Raw genomic sequence first — 17,624 nt, 5'->3', positions numbered from 1 at the left:
GAATAAAAAAATATTCTTTATTCCTTTTGGTGATAACAAATTGGCTAAAAAATGAATCCCTATGGGCAACAAATAGTTAACTAAAGTGTAATTTCGCCCTTTAGGAAAATATGTGATTCTCCCGCAATCAGGGTGCGATCACCCGCTAACGTGCAAAACAACTCACCCCCTCGCGCGGATATTTGGCGAGCATGCAGTGACGCTCTGCCCAGTCGGGCCACCCAATAGGGCATCAAGGTGCAATGTGCTGAGCCAGTGACCGGATCTTCATTGCTGTCGAGGGTAAAATAGCGCGAGACAAAATCCACCTCATCGCCGGGTGCAGTCACTATCACGCCACGGCCCGTATAGGCAATCAGCGCGGCGATATCGGGCTGCAACTGCCGCACCTGTTGCTCACTTTCCAGTACTACCAGCAGGGATTTCGCCTGCCATAACTGCTGAATATCCGCGCCGATCAGGGCGGGTAGCACGGCCGGAATGGCGATTTGCTCAGGGGGTAGTGCGGGGAAATTCAGGGCCAATCGACCAAAGTTATCAGCATCGCGCTTGACGTAGAGATCACCGCTGGCGCTGCGAAAGCAGATATCATGCAGACCGGGGTTCACCATGCTGAACATCACGTGCGCGGCAGCCAAGGTGCCGTGACCACACAAATCGACCTCACGTTCTGGCGTAAACCAGCGGATCGCCGATTTGTCCCCCTCATCCCAGACAAAGCTGGTCTCCGGCAGGTTGATCTCGGCGGCAATGTGCTGCATCTGCTCAGCAGAGAGCGGTTTTTTCAGCAGATAGACGCCCGCCGGGTTACCGGAAAGCCCCGCGCCAATAAACGCATCAACATGGAAATAGTTACAGGCCATCAATTAGCTCCGGTGATTATTCAGTACTCGATCAGCAATCGGTCAATACCAAATCAACGATCGATTCAGTGCCAAATCAACAACACACAGGCTGCCGTCAGCAAACCCATCGAGATATTAAAGGTAAACCAAGCGCGGCGGCTGCGCAGCAAGCGGCCAATCAAAGTCCCAAAGCCCAGCCAAATAATACCCGCCACCAGATTCACCATAAACATACCCAAGCTGATCATCACGATGGAGTGGTTATAGGCCGCGCCCGCTAGACTGAAGCTGGCGACGGAGCCTAATCCCATCAGCCACGCTTTTGGATTGAGGAACTGCAATAGCCAGCCCTGATACAAACGCAGTGGCTTTGGCGGCACGACATGGGTTTCCAACTTTTCATAGGCGGAAGTGGCAATTTTCCATGCCAGCCACAACAGATACAGGCTACCCAGAATTTTCAGCATCAGGTGAATAGAGGGGTAGATCAAAATCAGGCCACCGACACCAAAAGCCACCAGCAGCAACATACTCTGCATACCTAACATAATGCCTAACATCAGCCAGATAGAGCGCATAAAGCCAAAATTGGCCCCAGCGGAGGTAAGCAACATATTATTCGGGCCGGGGGTAATAGCAGCAACCCAGAGAAAACCTACCATTGAAAGAAATAAACTCAGTTCCATGAGACGGGTGCCTCTCACCCAAAATGATGCGCGATATACCCATGAAGCTAACAGTGTGTTATTGATCACACAAGAGCAACAACATGATTTCCATTCATCTTATGCATGAGTTATTTCGTCCGCTGGCCGGAGCCAGTAACCCACATCTACAAACGCTACTGCCACGGTTAGTCAGGCGGCGTGTGCAGTTGCAACCTTTTTGGCAACGGCTGGAATTGCCCGATGGCGATTTTGTCGATTTGGCTTGGAGTGAAAACCCCGAGCTGGCGCGGGATAAGCCCCGCGTGGTGCTATTCCATGGTCTAGAAGGCAATTTTTACAGCCCCTATGCCCACGGTTTGCTGCGCGCATGGCAGGCCAAAGGCTGGCTAGGGGTAGTGATGCATTTTCGCGGATGCAGTGGGGAGCCGAATCGTAACGCACGCATTTATCATTCCGGTGAAACAGAAGATGCACGCTTTTTCCTGCGTTGGCTGCGGGAAACTTATGGTCAGGTACCTACCGCTGCCGTGGGGGTCTCTTTGGGTGGCAATATGCTGGCCTTTTATTTAGCAGAGCAAGGGCAGTTGGCAGAGCAAGGGCGATTAGCTGAACAAGGGCGGTTAGCCGAACAAGGGCAGGAGAGTCTGTTGCAAGCTGCCGTGGTGGTTTCAGCACCACTGATGCTGGAGCCTTGCGCGAACCGCATGGAGCAAGGTTTTTCGCGGGTCTATCAGCACTATTTGCTGGGGCAGCTAAAATTAAACGCCACCCGTAAGCTGTTGCGTTACCCCGACAGCCTGCCACTGGCACTTTCGCAGTTGAGGGCGTTGCGCCGAGTCAGAGATTTCGATGAAGCCATAACCGCTAAAATACATGGCTTTAATGGTGCGCTGGACTATTATCGCCGATGTAGCGCCCTGCCGTTATTACCGCAGATTAAGATTCCACTGCTGATCATTCATGCCAAAGATGACCCCTTTATGACGGCTGAAGTCATTCCCAACCTCAATACATTGCCGAGCAATATTGATTATCAGTTAACCGAGCATGGCGGCCACGTCGGTTTTGTCGGCGGTTCACTGAAACACCCACAAATGTGGCTGGAACAACGTATTCCCGCCTGGCTTTCCCCCTATCTGGAGCAACAGTAATGATCATTCCTTGGCAACACGTCGACAGTGAAACGCTGGATAATCTGCTGGAAGCCTTCGTGCTGCGCGAGGGCACGGATTATGGCGAACATGAGCGCTCGCTGGCACAAAAAGTCGAGGATGTCCGCCGCCAGTTGGTGAGCGGTGATGCCGTTTTAGTCTGGTCGGAGTTACATGAAACTATCAATATTATGCCTCGGGGTTCATTCCGCGCCGATGCAGAAGAGCAGCCTTAATTCTCCTCTTGTCGCAAGAACATTTGATGAAAATCAAGGTGACAAGCTGAACACTTTGCCTTAAAAATAATCCGTATCGATTAACGAAAACAGGCCAATGCCGCCCCGGCCACTGAGAGACCCACTCCATGGAGTTACAGCTAATATGTCAACTAAACATCCGGTTATAGCCGTTACCGGCTCAAGTGGCGCAGGGACGACGACCACCAGTCTGGCATTCCGCAAAATATTTCAGCAGTTGAATATTCGCGCAGCAGAAATTGAAGGTGATAGCTTCCATCGCTATACCCGCCCCGAAATGGATGCCGCCATCCGTAAGGCGCGGGATCAAGGTAGACATATCAGCTATTTTGGCCCAGAAGCCAATGACTTTGGTCAGTTGGAGCAGAGTGCGTCGGAGTATGGCAAGCATGGCACGGGGCGCTCACGTAAGTACTTACACACTTATGATGAGGCGGTGCCTTATAACCAGATTCCGGGGACATTCACCCCGTGGGAGTCACTGCCAGAGCCTACCGATGTGCTGTTTTATGAGGGGCTGCACGGCGGTGTCGTGACCGAGCATCATGATGTGGCAAAGCATGTCGATTTATTGGTCGGCGTAGTGCCTATTGTCAATCTGGAGTGGATTCAAAAACTGGTGCGCGATACCGGCGAGCGCGGCCACTCCCGTGAAGCAGTGATGGACTCCGTGGTGCGATCTATGGACGATTATATTAACTACATTACGCCACAGTTTTCTCGCACCCATATTAACTTCCAGCGTGTGCCGACCGTCGATACTTCCAACCCCTTTGCGGCGAAAGCCATTCCCTCGCTGGATGAAAGTTTTGTTGTCATTCATTTCCGGGGTTTGGATCAGATCGACTTCCCCTACTTGCTGGCCATGCTGCAAGGGTCATTTATCTCCAATATCAACACATTGGTGGTGCCGGGTGGGAAGATGGGACTGGCGATGGAGCTGATTATGGCACCGCTAGTGCAGCAGTTATTGGAAGGGAAGAAGATCGGATAATCTCCTTCTTTCTTGGCATGGCAGCGGTCACGCCCCCGAATCACTGACGACAAGTTAGTGATTCGGGTGAGCGAACCTAGCTAACAACCCTGCAGCTTCAAGCACGAAGGGTTTAGGCGATTTCGCGGATTTCAAAACTATGAGTGATGGTCGCGGCTTTCCCTAACATCAGGGAAACTGAGCAATACTTCTCTGCGGATAACTCAACGGCACGCTCAACAATCTTGTCGGTGAGGCCCTTGCCGCTGACGATAAAATGCAAATTGATTTGCGTAAACAGGCGCGGTGCTTCTTCCCGGCGCTGAGAGGTTAAGGTGACCTCGCAATCGCGCACGTCGTTACGCCCTTTTTGCAGAATCGACACCACATCAATCGCGCTACAGCCACCCGCTGACATTAACAACATCTCCATTGGGCTAGGTGCTTTGTCGCCAGCATTTCCATCCATCAAAACTTGATGTCCTGACGCCGATTCACCCAAAAATGTCAGCCCCTCAACCCACTTTACACGTGCCTGCATAACACTCACTCCCAGTTAAATTTCCTGATCCAGACTACCCTTTCATTTAGAAACTGGCAATGTAACCCGATGTTCATCATGCTGAAGCGATACAACACAAGACACTGACCTCATCCTGTGCTACAAACAGAACCGAAAGTGTTGTTTCTAGAATTAAATAGGGTAGTGATCAATACTCAGTGAAGGGTTTCTATCCGGTACGTATATTGGCTATACCTTTCGGCAGTTGAGCAAATTAATATGCTATACCCAATAGATTCCAAAAAATGTCGGGTATAAAGAAAGTGTATTTTATAAGCACGCCGTACAGGGAACTCTGAGCCCTGTTAAGTTAGGCAGCGATAACAACAGAGGATAACAGCGAATGGTTCTCGGCAAGCCACAAACAGACCCGACTCTCGAATGGTTCCTGTCTCATTGCCATATCCACAAATATCCATCGAAAAGTACGCTAATTCACCAAGGTGAAAAGGCCGAAACGCTTTACTACATCGTGAAAGGCTCCGTTGCGGTGCTGATCAAAGATGAAGAAGGTAAAGAGATGATTCTCTCCTATTTAAACCAAGGGGATTTCATCGGCGAGCTTGGATTATTTGAAGAAGGCCAAGAACGTAGTGCCTGGGTTAGAGCAAAAACCGCCTGTGAAGTGGCTGAAATTTCTTACAAAAAATTCCGTCAGTTGATTCAGGTAAATCCAGATATCTTGATGCGCCTGTCTTCACAAATGGCGAACCGCCTTCAGATTACATCCGAGAAAGTGGGTAACCTCGCTTTCCTTGATGTCACTGGGCACATTGCACAAACGCTGCTTAATCTGGCAAAACAGCCTGATGCCATGACCCACCCAGATGGGATGCAGATTAAAATTACACGCCAGGAAATTGGTCAAATAGTGGGTTGCTCCCGCGAAACTGTGGGGCGGATACTCAAAATGCTGGAAGATCAAAATCTGATCTCCGCACACGGTAAAACGATTGTCGTTTACGGCACCCGTTAATTCCCTATAAACCGGTGCCGATACCCTCGGCATCGGTTTTCTCAATCTTTTGTGATCAATAAATTTCTGGGGCCTACATGAAGTGGCAACGGGTTATTTATCATCCTGAAGTAAACTACGCATTACGCCAAACATTGGTTCTCTGCCTTCCAGCCGCCTTGGGATTTGTCATAGGCGAGCTGCGACTTGGGCTGATGTTCTCCCTGATACCCGCGTGTTGCAATATTGCCTCGCTGGATACCCCACACCAACACTTCTTCCGACGGCTGATTATCGGTGGTGCGCTCTTTACACTGAGCAGTTTCCTGACCCAACAGCTGTTGCTGTGGCACATTCCCCTGCCGTGGATCATGCTCGGATTGGCACTGGTACTGGGTGTCAATGGCGCGATCAGCCCCCTCCATGGCCGCTTATTGCCTGCCGCGTTAATCGCCGCAATATTCAGCCTCAGCATGGTTGGCCGTGCACCTATCTGGCAAGCCCCCCTGTTGTGCGCCGTGGGGACACTCTGGTATGGCGTATTTAACTGGCTATGGTTCCGGTTATGCAAAGACCAGCCGATCCGCGAGCCCTTAAGTCAGCTCTATCATTTGCTGGCGGATTATTACGACACCAAATACACCCTATTCTCCCAGCATCTGCCGCCCGAAAAGAGTCTCCCCCCACTGCTCGATCGTCAACAGGGGATAATGGATAAGATTAATCAGCTTTATCAACAATTTAACTTAATCAATAATGCCACTAAAAAAGAGCAAAAGCGGCTACTGGGGCTGTTTCAGATGGCGCTCGACCTGCAAGAGCACATTACTGCGGCGCTGAATCAGCCGGAGAAAGTGCAAGAGTTGATGGAGCAGGGCCAATTCGAGGAGGTCATTCGCCGCAATACTCAGGTTATCTCGGCTCAGATACGCGTTATTGCCGATGATATTCTCTACCACCACCATGCTAAGACCAATTTTACCGCAGGTGATGCACTGATTGAGCTGGAAGAGATCGCCCAGCAGCACCCCGATAATCCTGTCGCGCAGTTTAGCTACTACCATGTCAGCCATATTGCCCAGTTGCTGAGCAACCGACGCCCGCTGTATGACCGCGAGTTGATGTCTAGTCAGCAACAGCAGCCGCTTTGGCCCGCCTTTGTCAGCTATCTGTCGTTTAACTCTGGAGCACTGCGCGATGCGGCACGACTGGGGGTGACGCTGGCCGCTGGCAGCTATATTGGGGCTTTGATGCAACTGCCAAAACCTTATTGGATCTTGCTCACCGTGATGCTGGTGACGCAAAACGGCTATAACGCCACCAAGGTGCGCATCCATCACCGCGCCCTTGGGACACTGTTCGGGCTAGTGTTGGCGGCGGGTTTGCTGCATTTGCAGATGCCAGAAGGGGCCACGCTGGGCATTATGTTGCTCATCACTCTGGCCTCCTATCTGGTTCAGCGCAAAAACTACGGGCTGGCGGTGATCGGCAGAACCATCACTGCGGTGTATATCTTGCAGCTATTAACCGGCGATGGCGCTGACTTTTTAGTGCCGCGTCTGCTGGATACCTTAATCGGCTGTGCACTGGCCTTTGCCAGCGCCTTGTGGTTATGGCCACAGTGGCAAAGCGGTTTGCTGCGTAAAAATGCGCATCAGGCGCTGGGGGCTTACCAGAAAATCCTGCGCTTGCTGCTAACGCCTCACCCTGATATCACCCAACTCGCCTATGAGCGCCTTCAGGTCAACAAAGCCAGTAATACCGTTTTAAGCTCACTGAATCAGGCGATGCAAGAGCCGGGCTTCAACTCAAAATATTTGGCGGATATGCGGCTGTGGGCGACCCATAGCGAGCTGATTGTGGGGCATATCAACGAAATGACTATTCTGACGCGAGAGCATCCATTAACTGAATCAGCCACACCAGCGGAGGATCATCATCATCTGATGAGTGCCACACTGGCGGCAGAATATTTGCAGATCTGTGAGATGGCAATTCAGCAGTGCCAGCAGCGGCTGGAGTCAGATAGCATCGAGGGGAATAACGATTTTGTGCAAGTGCCAGATGTCGCGCCTGATACACAAATCTCTGAACTGGAACGTAATTTGCGCCGGATTTTGTCACATTTAAGTGTCATGCACACGGTTTCGTCTATGGCTTGGCAGCAACAACCCCACCACGGTATTTGGCGTAGTCGGAAGTGGCGAGATAAGGCGTAAAAGAGGAAAAAGGGAGGCCAAACGCCTCCCGTTGATAACATTACTCAATAGTCAACTTAGCGCCCATTCACCAGACTGGCGATGGCATTTTCCAAACGCGCCATTCCTTGCTGGATATCCTCCAACTCAACCACCAGCGAAGGCGCTAAGCGCAACACATCGGGTCCAGCATTGAGAATCATCAAACCGTGCGCCGCTGCTGCCGTCAGAAACTCCCGCGCGCGGCCACGGTATTGTGGCGCTAACTCAGCCCCAATCAGCAGCCCCATTCCACGGATATCACTAAACACCGCATACTTGCGGTTAATGACTTGCAGCGCCTGCACAAACAGGCCATGGCGCTGTTCAATACCCTCAAGAACCTCTGGGGTATTAATCACATCCAGCGCAGCTTCAGCGACCGCACAAGCCAGCGGATTACCGCCATAGGTGGTGCCGTGAGTGCCCACAGACATCACTGAGGCAATCTCTTCCGTGGTGAGCATCGCACTGATCGGGAAGCCCCCTCCCAACGCTTTCGCTGTGGTGAGAATATCGGGCGTCACGCCATAGTGCATGTAGGTGAACAACTTGCCGCTACGACCCATGCCACTTTGCACTTCGTCGAACACCAACAGCGCTTTGTGTTGGGTACAGAGATCGCGTACACCTTGTAGGAACTCCGGTGTCGCGGCGGTAATCCCGCCCTCACCTTGAATCGGCTCCAGCACCACCGCGCAGGTGTGGTCATCCATCACCGCTTTCACGGCAGCCAGATCATTAAAGGGGACATGAATAATGTCGGCCGGTTTCGGGCCAAAACCATCGGAGTATTTTGGCTGACCGCCGACCGATACGGTAAACAAGGTGCGACCATGGAATGCATTGTGGAAAGCAATGATTTTGGTTTTATACGGGCTATGGCGTTCAATGGCGTAATGACGAGCTAATTTGAATGCCGCTTCATTCGCTTCGCCGCCCGAATTGGCGAAAAACACCCGATCGGCAAAGGTCGCGGCAATCAGTTTTTGCGCCAAACGTAGCGCTGGCTCATTGGTGAATACATTGCTGGTATGCCATAACGTCTCACCCTGCTGATGCAGGGCCGCCACCAGCGCCGGATGACAATGACCGAGTGCAGTCACCGCAATTCCACCCGCAAAATCAATATATTCTGTGCCTTGCTGATCCCATACGCGGCTACCTTTCCCTTTTACAGGGATAAACTGCGCGGGTGCATAAACAGGCAGAATGACCTGATCGAATGTACTGCGATTAACTGCTATTTTATCTGCCATTGCACTGCCCACCTTTGATTAACCATTGAGCCGCCAACTACTGACGAGTGAGAATATAATCACAAAATATGCATAAAAAATCACAACCAAGCAAACAAAATGATCGCTTTATTGATATGACAATCTCAACCCGTTAATTCTTAAGGAAATTAGCCAATAACTGATGGCCCTGCTCGCTGAGGATGCTCTCTGGATGAAACTGCACGCCCTCCAGTGGCAGTGTACGATGGCGAATGCCCATAATCTCATCCATCACGCCCGCTTGCTCCGTCCATGCGGTCAGCTCAAAACACGCGGGCAGTGAATCGGCGTCAATCACTAACGAGTGATAGCGGGTCACGGTCAGCGGCTGATTCAGCCCTTGGAAAACCCCCTGATGATTGTGGCAAATCGCTGTGGTCTTGCCGTGCATCACCTGCCGCGCCCGCACAATGCGCGCGCCAAAAGCTTGCCCCAGCGCCTGATGGCCCAAGCAGACCCCCAGTATCGGCAATTTATCGGCAAAATGGCGGATAGCCGCCAATGAGATCCCGGCTTCATTTGGCGTGCAAGGACCGGGAGAAATGACTAAATGCGAAGGGGCTAACTTTTCGATATCAGCCAGTTGCACTTCATCATTGCGCTTAACCACCACCTGTGCGCCCAGCTCACAAAAATACTGATACAGGTTGTAGGTAAATGAATCGTAATTGTCGATTAATAACAGCATTTCGTATCCAAAAATCAGCTTAACGCTTACGCCCACCGGTGATTGACCCCAATACGCCGCGCAGAATTTGTCGCCCCAGATCGCGGGCCATGCTTTTGGCCGCGGTTTGAACTATACCATCGCGCCGCCCCCCTCGTGGGCCGGTGGAACCAAATAGTAAATCATTCAGCCCGCCCATCAAACCACCGCCGCCACTCTGCTGTTCAGCGGGTTGCTGCGGGGTAGTTGCCTGCTCTTGCGCCGCACGGCCTAGGGTTGAGAAACCGCCAGCGGATAATTTCTCATAGGCCGATTCGCGATCGACCCTCTCCTCATAGCGGCCATAGAGTGGGGAATGATTGATGGCGTGATTACGTGCTGCCGCATCCAGTGCGCCCATTTTTGACTGCGGGGCGATAACCATCCCTCGCTCCACCACATTAGGCCGCCCTTTTTCATCGAGGAAGGAGATCAGCGCCTCGCCGACCGCTAATTCGGTAATCACTTGTTCGGCACTGAAAGCGGGATTCGCGCGCAGGGTTTGTGCTGCCGCTTTCACCGCTTTTTGATCGCGCGGCGTAAAGGCTCGTAGGGCATGTTGCACGCGGTTGCCTAATTGGCCGAGGATCTTATCGGGGATATCGAGCGGGTTCTGTGTCACGAAATAGATGCCGACGCCTTTTGAGCGAATCAGCCGCACCACTTGCTCAACTTTATCCACCAGCGCCGTTGGGGCATCAGTAAAGAGCAGATGGGCCTCGTCAAAGAAAAAGACCAGTTTAGGCTTTTCGACATCGCCCACTTCGGGAAGCTGCTCGAACAGCTCTGCCAGCAGCCAAAGTAGGAAGATGGCGTATAACTTGGGCTGATTAATTAGCCGATCCGCCGCGAGCAGATTGATCACGCCTTGCCCATTGCTGTCGGTCTGCATTAAATCGTGAATATCCGGCATCGGCTCGCCAAAGAATTGATTCGCGCCCTGCTCTTCCAAGGTCAATAGGCCGCGCTGGATGGCCCCAATCGAGGCCGGAGTGATGTTGCCGTATTGGGTGCGAAACTGTTTTGCATTGTCGCCGACGAATTGCACGATGGCGCGCAGATCTTTCATGTCCAGTAGCAATAGTCCATTGTCATCGGCGATTTTAAACACTAATTGCAGTACGCCGCTTTGCACGTCATTCAGATCAAGCAAACGTCCTAACAGCAGTGGGCCTAGGTCTGAGATGGTGGCGCGGATCGGGTGACCATTTTCCGCAAAAATGTCCCAAGGCACAATCGGACACGCCTGTGGCTGCCAATCAGTGACCCCTATCGCCGCCAAACGGGATTGCAGTTTCTCGGAAGCGACACCTTCAGCGCCAATGCCGGAGAGGTCCCCTTTTACATCCGCGAGGAACACGGGCACACCAATGCGGGAGAATTGTTCGGCCATCTTTTGCAAGGTGACGGTTTTACCGGTCCCCGTTGCCCCGGTAATCAAGCCATGACGGTTTGCCAGTGCGGATAAAATCACCAAGTCTTGTGCCGGCAGTGCTTTGCCGATAAGTAATGTTTCGCTCATAAACTCTTCACCCCATCGCTGCTAGATAATTGATTATAAGCATGCCATTGGCGCAAACGGATTAATTTATGTCGGAATGGGATTTGGGCATGAATTAGCCAGCCTTCGGGGACGAAAGCTGGCAGGAGCTATTGCCGTCAGTGATTAAGGCAATACTTTTGCTGACAGGATAGTGATCGGTTTAACGGGCACATTCTGATACGGGCCAACATTTTCCGTCTGGACCTGAGAGATTTTCTCTACCACATCCATACCTTTGACCACTTTGCCGAACACGGCATAACCAAAGTCGCGTTGACCATGATCGAGGAAAGCATTGTCTGCGACGTTGAGGAAGAACTGGCTGGTGGCGCTGTCTTTATCTGCGGTACGGGCCATCGAAATGGTGCCACGCAGGTTACGCAAGCCATTGTCCGCTTCATTTTTGATTGGCGTTTTAGCGGTTTTTTGTTTGAAATCAGCGGTAAATCCGCCACCCTGAACCATAAAGCCAGGAATAACACGGTGGAAAATCGTATTGTTGTAGTAGCCGTTGTTGACGTAATCAACGAAGTTTTGGGTTGAGATCGGTGCCTTCTGGCTATTGAGTTCCAACTCAATATTCCCAGCCGACGTCGTTAACAACACATGAGGTTCACCGGCCGCTAAAGCCGCGGGCGCCACGGCGCTAAGGGAACAAAGTGCGATGAAGGTCACTAAAGTACGTTTGAACATTAACGGTTCCTTTCTGTAGGGTACAAACAGCGGAAAAGCGCTTTGATTCTAGAGAGCTAACCCGCGTAATGCCACCCATTTACCGTTTTTTACGTAACAAAATGCGCATTTTCGCTGAAAACACGTCACTTCGATAAATAAGCAGCACAATAGCGATTAATTAGCCAAATTAACCCATCGACGCAGCCCACGGCAACAGTGAAATTCTGCTACCGAGATCACGTCTCGCAGATTTTCTTACCCACTAACTGCCGTTTTTGGGATAAACGTCCCATTTTGTTTTTGGTTAATCGTTAATCTGCCTCCAAATGAGAGCGCTCTCATTTCTAATTAATCCATTTTGAGGCCAAATGATGAAAACCTTTAAAATTGCCATTATTGGTGGCGGTAGTAGCTATACCCCTGAGTTAGTTGATGGGCTGATTCAGCGCATTGAACAGTTACCGGTCACTGAATTGGCATTGGCTGATGTTGAATTGGGTCGTCAAAAAGTGGAGATTATTGCCGCACTGACCCGCAGAATGTTGGATCGTCACGGGCTGGAGAAAGTCAAAGTCACTGTTCACTTCTCGCTGGATAGCGCCATCGAAGGGGCGAGCTTTGTCCTAACACAATTCCGTGTCGGCCAGCTTCCTGCGCGAGCAGCAGATGAACGATTGGGGCTAAAATATAATTTGCTCGGGCAGGAAACCACCGGAGTCGGCGGTTTTGCCAAAGCCCTGCGCACCATTCCGGTGATGCTGGATATTGCCGCTAAAGTCGAGCGACTGGCACCCGACGCCTGGATCATTAACTTCACCAATCCTGCCGGGATCGTCACCGAAGCGGTAACCCGTTATAGCAAAGCGAAAATTATCGGTCTGTGTAATGTTCCGATCAGCATGCACCATATGATCGCCAATTTGCTGCATGCGCCTTATGAGGATATCCAGCTACGCTTCGCCGGGCTAAACCATATGGTGTGGGTGCATGAGGTGTTGCAGCAGGGTAAGAATGTGACTGCCGATGTAATGGATATGCTGTGCGACGGGGCTTCGCTGACCATGAATAACATTAAGGAAGCGCCATGGCCGCCGGAATTCTTGCGAGCCATGGGGGCGATTCCTTGCCCGTATCATCGCTATTTCTACCAGACTCAGGATATGCTGGCAGAAGAGATGGCTGCGGCGGCCGAGCGGGGTACACGCGCAGAACAGGTGATGCAGGTAGAAAAAGAGCTGTTCGATCTGTACGCTGATCCCCATCTGGATAGCAAACCCGAGCAGCTCAGCTTCCGTGGCGGATCATTTTATTCGGAAGTGGCATTAGAGCTTATTCGTGCTATTTATAATAATTTAGGTACGCAATTAGTTGTGAATACGACAAACCGTGGTGCGATTCGCGGTTTATCCGACGGCTCTGTGGTAGAAACGAACTGTATTGTCGATGCACAAGGTGCTCATCCACTCACTTTCGGCCCCTTACCTGTGGCGATGCACGGATTAACGCAGCAGGTCAAAGCCTATGAGCGCCTGACCATTGAAGCTGCGGTGCACGGTGATCGTCGCAGTGCCTTGTTGGCGCTAGTGACTAACCCACTGATTGCTAACGCCAGCATTGCTCAGCCGTTACTGGAAGAGGTTCTACAGGTCAATAAACCTTACTTGCCTCAGTTCGCAGATTTGTGATGTTAAGTTAGCTATTGTGGCGACTTTTAAATTGTATACCCTAAGTCATTGAAGTTGCAGGTCGGCAGCGAACGCCCCTGCAATTTCAAATACATAGGGGATGGGAGAAAGAAATGGTAACACTGGAAGATGTCGCGGTACTGGCCGGGGTCTCCCGCGCTACGGTTTCCCGCGTGGTCAACGGTGATACCAATGTCAAAGCCCTGACGCGCGAAAAGGTAGAACAAGCAGTAGCGGTGTTGGGGTACACCCCAAACCCAGCCGCGCGGGCATTAGCATCAAGCCAAAGCAATACGCTCGGGCTGGTGACGACCTCCTATCGCGGCGGCTTCTTTGGCGCGTTGATGGATTTTGTGCAAACAGAAACCGAGTCTCAGGGTAAGCAGTTATTGGTCACTCAGGGGCGGGATAATGCGGATAAAGAGTGGCAGGCTATTCAGCGCCTGTATAACTTACGCTGTGATGGCTTAATCCTCCATGTCCGTTTTCTCAGTGATGAAAGGCTGTGTCAGTTAGCTGCCGCAGGTCGCTCATTCGTCTTACTCGATAGATTCGTCCCCGGCCTTGAAACCCGCTGTGTGCCCTTCGATCACCGCCGTGCTAGTCAAATGGCGACTCAAGTGCTTATCGATGCGGGTCATCGGCGGATTGCGTGTATCAGTGGTTCTGCGCAGCGCTACTCGAGCGAGTTACGTCGTCAGGGGTTTATTGATGCCATGCGGTCGGCCGATTTGGAGCCAATCGCCTGTGTAGAAGGGGTTTATGATCTGGAGAGTGGCTATCAGCGCGCCGACGAGATCCTCAAACAGCCTCACTTGCCAACGGCCATTTATTGCTGTAATGAAGAGATGGCGATTGGCGCACTGTTGGCTATCAATAAGCATCATTTGCAGGTGCCGCAAGATATCTCATTGATTTGCTATGACAGTGGTGAACGCGCCCCTTTTGTCAGTCCGGCATTAACCAGCCTGCATTTTCCTATTGTTGATATGGCGCAGTATGCCACGCAATTACTGATTAATCCGCAGACGCCCCCTGCCAGCTTCCCCCCCACGATTATCATGCGCGATTCGGTGATGCCACCCAACGAACGCCGTTAATTGAAAGAGTGTGGCAAGCCACCGACTGCCACACTCTTTTTGCTCATGGATATTAAATAGCCAGCGTCAGGGTCGAAGGGCTGTGCTTAGAAGGTGACATTCATCTTCGCCCAGAGTGTCCGTCCCGGCTCATTAACTGGCGTATTGACGGAGTAACCAAACCCGCTGTTACCGGCCAGATTGAGGTGCTCGCTATAGGCTTTATTCAGCAGATTATCGATGCCCCCACTCACCTTCACTTGCTCCGTGACTTTGTAGGCCACATTGGTCGAGAGCACACCGAAGCCCGCGCTGTTGGAGAAATCTTTACCGACCACGTTCCCTTCGTTAATCGCCACCCGATGCTGACTGCTGACCAGACGCCATAGTCCCGTGCTGCTCCAGTTGCCCGTTTCAAAGGTCAGCCCCAGCCGGGCTTCAAGCGGAGGGATTTGCGGCAATGGACGGTTATTGCTCGTGTTCTCGCCCCACGCGTAGGCCAGACTGGCATCAGCTTTCCAGTGGTCATTGAAAGCATATCCCGCCCCCATCTCACCGCCCATAATAGTGGCGTTGATATTATCCGCCTGACTGATACGCAGGTTTTTGGGGTCATACTTGAACAGAATAAAATCATTCACACGGCCCAGATAAGCAGAGACCCAGCCGTTTAGCTGCTTGCCGCTGTATTGCGCACCAATATCAAGCTGGGTGGTCTTTTCACTTTTTACCCCATCAAAAGCACTGGTCGATCCCGTCGGCCCGAATGTCGGGGAAAATAGCTCCCAGTAATCTGGAAAACGCTCGGTATGGCCCACGCCGGCATACCACATCACTGGCGCATCAGCCAGATTATGCTCAAAGCGCATGAAGCCCGCAGGTAGCGTGGCAGAGCGCGTAGGTTCATCGGCGCGGGTATAATTGGTGACCTTATTATGGTCCAGACGACCGCCCGTAATCAGCTTATCTTGTTCACTCATCGTCCAAGTCAGTTCGCCGAACAGACCATAGTTCGCGAAGCTGGCATTTTTGTTCCAGGTATTTTGTCTGTTCTTACGATGCGTATTGGTTTGCAGGTCAGAACCCGCCTCCAACTTCAGATCCTCCCACAGCCATGTCCCCATCACTCGCCCCCCCATCGTGCGGCGGTCTAGATTACTGGACATCGCCATCATCGGCGGGGTACGTAATGTATTGTTATCCATAATATGATTGACGTAATTGTAGTAAACCTTGGCCTCAATCTTATCCAGCACCTCGCCGATATTGGTTTTCTCGAAACGCGCCCCCAAACTCTCTCTCAAGAACTGAGAGCCGTCCATGCCACGCCCGGCATAGCTCGCCTCACCATCGCCTTTACCCGCCGTCAGCTCAAGCAAAGTATCGGCATCTGGCGTCCATCCCAGCGCGATATCTGCATTCCACTTATCCCACTTGGATGGCACCCGCGTGCCGTTGCCATCCTTATAGTCACCGGCTTGAGACTGATTGCCCATCATGCGCAGATAGCCTTGCTCGTTGCCCAGACTCGCATCGAGGTTTTTATCCCAGCGCCCGTTGGACCCCGTCAGCAAGCTGGCACTCCCTTTTACACCAGCTTGATCAAAATGGGGCCGTTCGCGCTCAAACAGAATCGTGCCAGCGGAAGCGCCCGGCCCCCATAGCACTGATTGTGGCCCCTTCACCACCGTCAGCAGATCAAAGCTCTCCGGTGAAATATAGGAAGTGGGGGCATCCATTCGCGAGGGGCAAGTACCGAGGGTTTCGGCACCGTCAGTCAAAATTTTGATGCGCGAGCCAAACATGCCGCGGAATACCACATCGCCATTGGTGCCGCCATTACGGATTTGCGAAAAACCGGGGATGGTTTTCAGGTAGTCTGCGCCATCACTGGCCGGGACGGGCTGGCGCGGAGTTTTAGGGGAAGTGACAATAGTGAGCGGCGAATACTGAGGGGCGGTGACCGTAATGACATCCGCGTCATTCGCTTTTTTATCGCCGCGATTTTCGGTGGCGTTATTCGTCACAGGATCGGCGGTCACCCCATGCTCATGGGCCGCGACCGCCGCATTTAAGGTCAATACAGCAAGCGCGGAAGTCACTGCGCACGCCAATAATGTTTTTTTACAGCCGTTATTCTTGCCAGACATAATTATTCCTTGGGCAATAGAGATGAGTCTGGTGAGTAATGGTTCACCAGATAGTCCATACCAAATAAGTGGTTTAATGCTTTATTGAATGATCAGGAATAAACGGTAGGCGGCGCGCGAGGTTGACTCTCAGAATAGTGATCTTTAATGACTTGCGGATAGATAAATAGCGGTGGAGATAATTCAGCCAGCAGTAATGCCGAGCGGATATCCGCTTTAAAAGCCGTATTAAGTAAGGGGAGATGGGTCAGTAATACACAATATCCACAGGCGGCATGATCCATCATCATGCTGTCATGATGGTTCCCATGCTCAGCAGAATCAGCAGTTTTCGCACCGTGATGCGCCTCTGGCCCACTGCCGTGGTGACTCGCCATCTCCATGGTGTCATCAGCCATCATCATGATGGCGGGTGTGTTTTTCTCGTAGGTGAGCGCCAGTGAGACGGAAACCACCGGGGCGATAAATAGCATCAGAATCGCGGCTATCCCCAACCAGGCGGAATAACGCCTTCCTTGATAAATAATCTGACTCAACGGCACTCGCGAACCCAGAGCACGGCGGCGGTCGTCCAATGACTCATTACGATCAATTCCCTGTATCTTGATGACTAAAAATAAACAGACTCATTACGCTCTGTTTTATCAGCAATTTTTATCGGCGCTTGCGGCCAGAAAAGTGAGAGAAATCATACCCGAAACAACCTGAGTAACTTAAACAGAGCCTAAACAGGGTCAAGCAGGGGCTTGGAATTTAATGAAATTAAGAACCTGAATCACGTATTTCCAACCGTAATATGTGACGCCTCACTATTATTCTCTATCACATTTCACGCATTACATTAAAAATTGGATGTAA

Annotated in this window: 16 protein-coding genes; 7 read left to right on the top strand and 9 right to left on the bottom strand. The window is 51.5% G+C overall.

Translation table 11 applies throughout. The features are described from left to right. Positions 1–80: 80 nt before the first annotated feature. Both HRD69_RS06735 and HRD69_RS06730 read right to left on the bottom strand, forming a co-directional pair. Positions 81–863 carry a PhzF family phenazine biosynthesis protein gene (locus tag HRD69_RS06735; RefSeq protein ID WP_004875124.1) on the bottom strand — a complete coding sequence of 261 codons (783 nt, stop codon included), beginning with the start codon at positions 861–863 and terminating at the stop codon, positions 81–83. A 65-nt stretch (positions 864–928) separates the two neighbouring features. Continuing rightward, entirely contained in the window at positions 929–1,531 is a 603-nt protein-coding gene (locus HRD69_RS06730) for a LysE family translocator (RefSeq protein WP_004875125.1), read from the bottom strand. Between the two features lie 101 nt (positions 1,532–1,632). Between HRD69_RS06730 and HRD69_RS06725 the strand changes: the two genes are divergently transcribed. The 3 genes from HRD69_RS06725 (at position 1,633) to HRD69_RS06715 (ending at position 3,915) form a co-directional block, all read left to right on the top strand. Beyond that, entirely contained in the window at positions 1,633–2,664 is a 1,032-nt protein-coding gene (locus tag HRD69_RS06725) for a hydrolase (protein ID WP_004875126.1), read from the top strand. Further along, on the top strand, positions 2,664–2,900 hold the full coding sequence (locus HRD69_RS06720) for a YheU family protein (protein WP_032814363.1): 237 nt from the start codon (positions 2,664–2,666) through the stop codon (positions 2,898–2,900). The genes HRD69_RS06725 and HRD69_RS06720 overlap by 1 nt, the downstream gene beginning before the upstream one ends. A gap of 145 nt (positions 2,901–3,045) precedes the next feature. Continuing rightward, on the top strand, positions 3,046–3,915 hold the full coding sequence (locus HRD69_RS06715; RefSeq protein WP_004875128.1) for a phosphoribulokinase: 870 nt from the start codon (positions 3,046–3,048) through the stop codon (positions 3,913–3,915). Between the two features lie 112 nt (positions 3,916–4,027). On the opposite strand, the gene HRD69_RS06710 is transcribed toward HRD69_RS06715, so the two are convergent. Then, the gene (locus tag HRD69_RS06710; protein WP_004875129.1) at positions 4,028–4,435 is read right to left on the bottom strand and encodes an OsmC family protein; all 408 of its coding nucleotides are present in this window, start codon (positions 4,433–4,435) and stop codon (positions 4,028–4,030) included. 364 nt (positions 4,436–4,799) lie between these two features. Here HRD69_RS06710 and crp point away from each other — a divergent pair, with 364 nt between their 5' ends. Together crp and HRD69_RS06700 are read left to right on the top strand one after the other, a co-directional pair. Beyond that, the gene (gene crp / locus HRD69_RS06705; RefSeq protein WP_004875130.1) at positions 4,800–5,432 is read left to right on the top strand and encodes a cAMP-activated global transcriptional regulator CRP; all 633 of its coding nucleotides are present in this window, start codon (positions 4,800–4,802) and stop codon (positions 5,430–5,432) included. A 77-nt stretch (positions 5,433–5,509) separates the two neighbouring features. Further along, positions 5,510–7,630 (top strand): YccS/YhfK family putative transporter, encoded by a 2,121-nt coding sequence (locus tag HRD69_RS06700; RefSeq protein WP_004875131.1) that lies wholly within the window; start codon positions 5,510–5,512, stop codon positions 7,628–7,630. A 56-nt stretch (positions 7,631–7,686) separates the two neighbouring features. Here the strand turns inward: HRD69_RS06700 and argD are convergent, their stop codons facing one another. The 4 genes from argD to ppiA form a co-directional block, all read right to left on the bottom strand. Next, positions 7,687–8,907, bottom strand: a complete 1,221-nt coding sequence (gene argD / locus HRD69_RS06695) for a bifunctional acetylornithine/succinyldiaminopimelate transaminase (protein WP_032814365.1) — start codon at positions 8,905–8,907, stop codon at positions 7,687–7,689. Between the two features lie 133 nt (positions 8,908–9,040). After that, positions 9,041–9,616 (bottom strand): aminodeoxychorismate synthase component II, encoded by a 576-nt coding sequence (locus tag HRD69_RS06690; protein ID WP_004875133.1) that lies wholly within the window; start codon positions 9,614–9,616, stop codon positions 9,041–9,043. Positions 9,617–9,635: 19 nt separating this feature from the next. Beyond that, complete coding sequence (locus tag HRD69_RS06685) at positions 9,636–11,156, bottom strand: helicase HerA-like domain-containing protein (RefSeq protein WP_004875134.1); 1,521 nt, start codon at positions 11,154–11,156, stop codon at positions 9,636–9,638. Between the two features lie 144 nt (positions 11,157–11,300). After that, on the bottom strand, positions 11,301–11,870 hold the full coding sequence (ppiA, locus tag HRD69_RS06680; RefSeq protein ID WP_032814367.1) for a peptidylprolyl isomerase A: 570 nt from the start codon (positions 11,868–11,870) through the stop codon (positions 11,301–11,303). Between the two features lie 353 nt (positions 11,871–12,223). Between ppiA and HRD69_RS06675 the strand changes: the two genes are divergently transcribed. After that, positions 12,224–13,537, top strand: a complete 1,314-nt coding sequence (locus HRD69_RS06675) for a 6-phospho-beta-glucosidase (RefSeq protein ID WP_032814383.1) — start codon at positions 12,224–12,226, stop codon at positions 13,535–13,537. A 113-nt stretch (positions 13,538–13,650) separates the two neighbouring features. Beyond that, entirely contained in the window at positions 13,651–14,637 is a 987-nt protein-coding gene (locus HRD69_RS06670; RefSeq protein ID WP_172984606.1) for a LacI family DNA-binding transcriptional regulator, read from the top strand. Between the two features lie 86 nt (positions 14,638–14,723). Here the strand turns inward: HRD69_RS06670 and HRD69_RS06665 are convergent, their stop codons facing one another. Both HRD69_RS06665 and HRD69_RS06660 read right to left on the bottom strand, forming a co-directional pair. Continuing rightward, entirely contained in the window at positions 14,724–16,766 is a 2,043-nt protein-coding gene (locus tag HRD69_RS06665) for a TonB-dependent copper receptor (protein WP_425330488.1), read from the bottom strand. A gap of 92 nt (positions 16,767–16,858) precedes the next feature. Next, the gene (locus HRD69_RS06660; protein ID WP_004875139.1) at positions 16,859–17,341 is read right to left on the bottom strand and encodes a DUF2946 domain-containing protein; all 483 of its coding nucleotides are present in this window, start codon (positions 17,339–17,341) and stop codon (positions 16,859–16,861) included. Between the last annotated feature and the right edge of the window lie 283 nt (positions 17,342–17,624).

It is taken from the genome of Yersinia mollaretii ATCC 43969, from assembly GCF_013282725.1.
Classification (GTDB): domain Bacteria; phylum Pseudomonadota; class Gammaproteobacteria; order Enterobacterales; family Enterobacteriaceae; genus Yersinia; species Yersinia mollaretii.
This window is presented reverse-complemented; position numbering and strand designations above follow the sequence as displayed.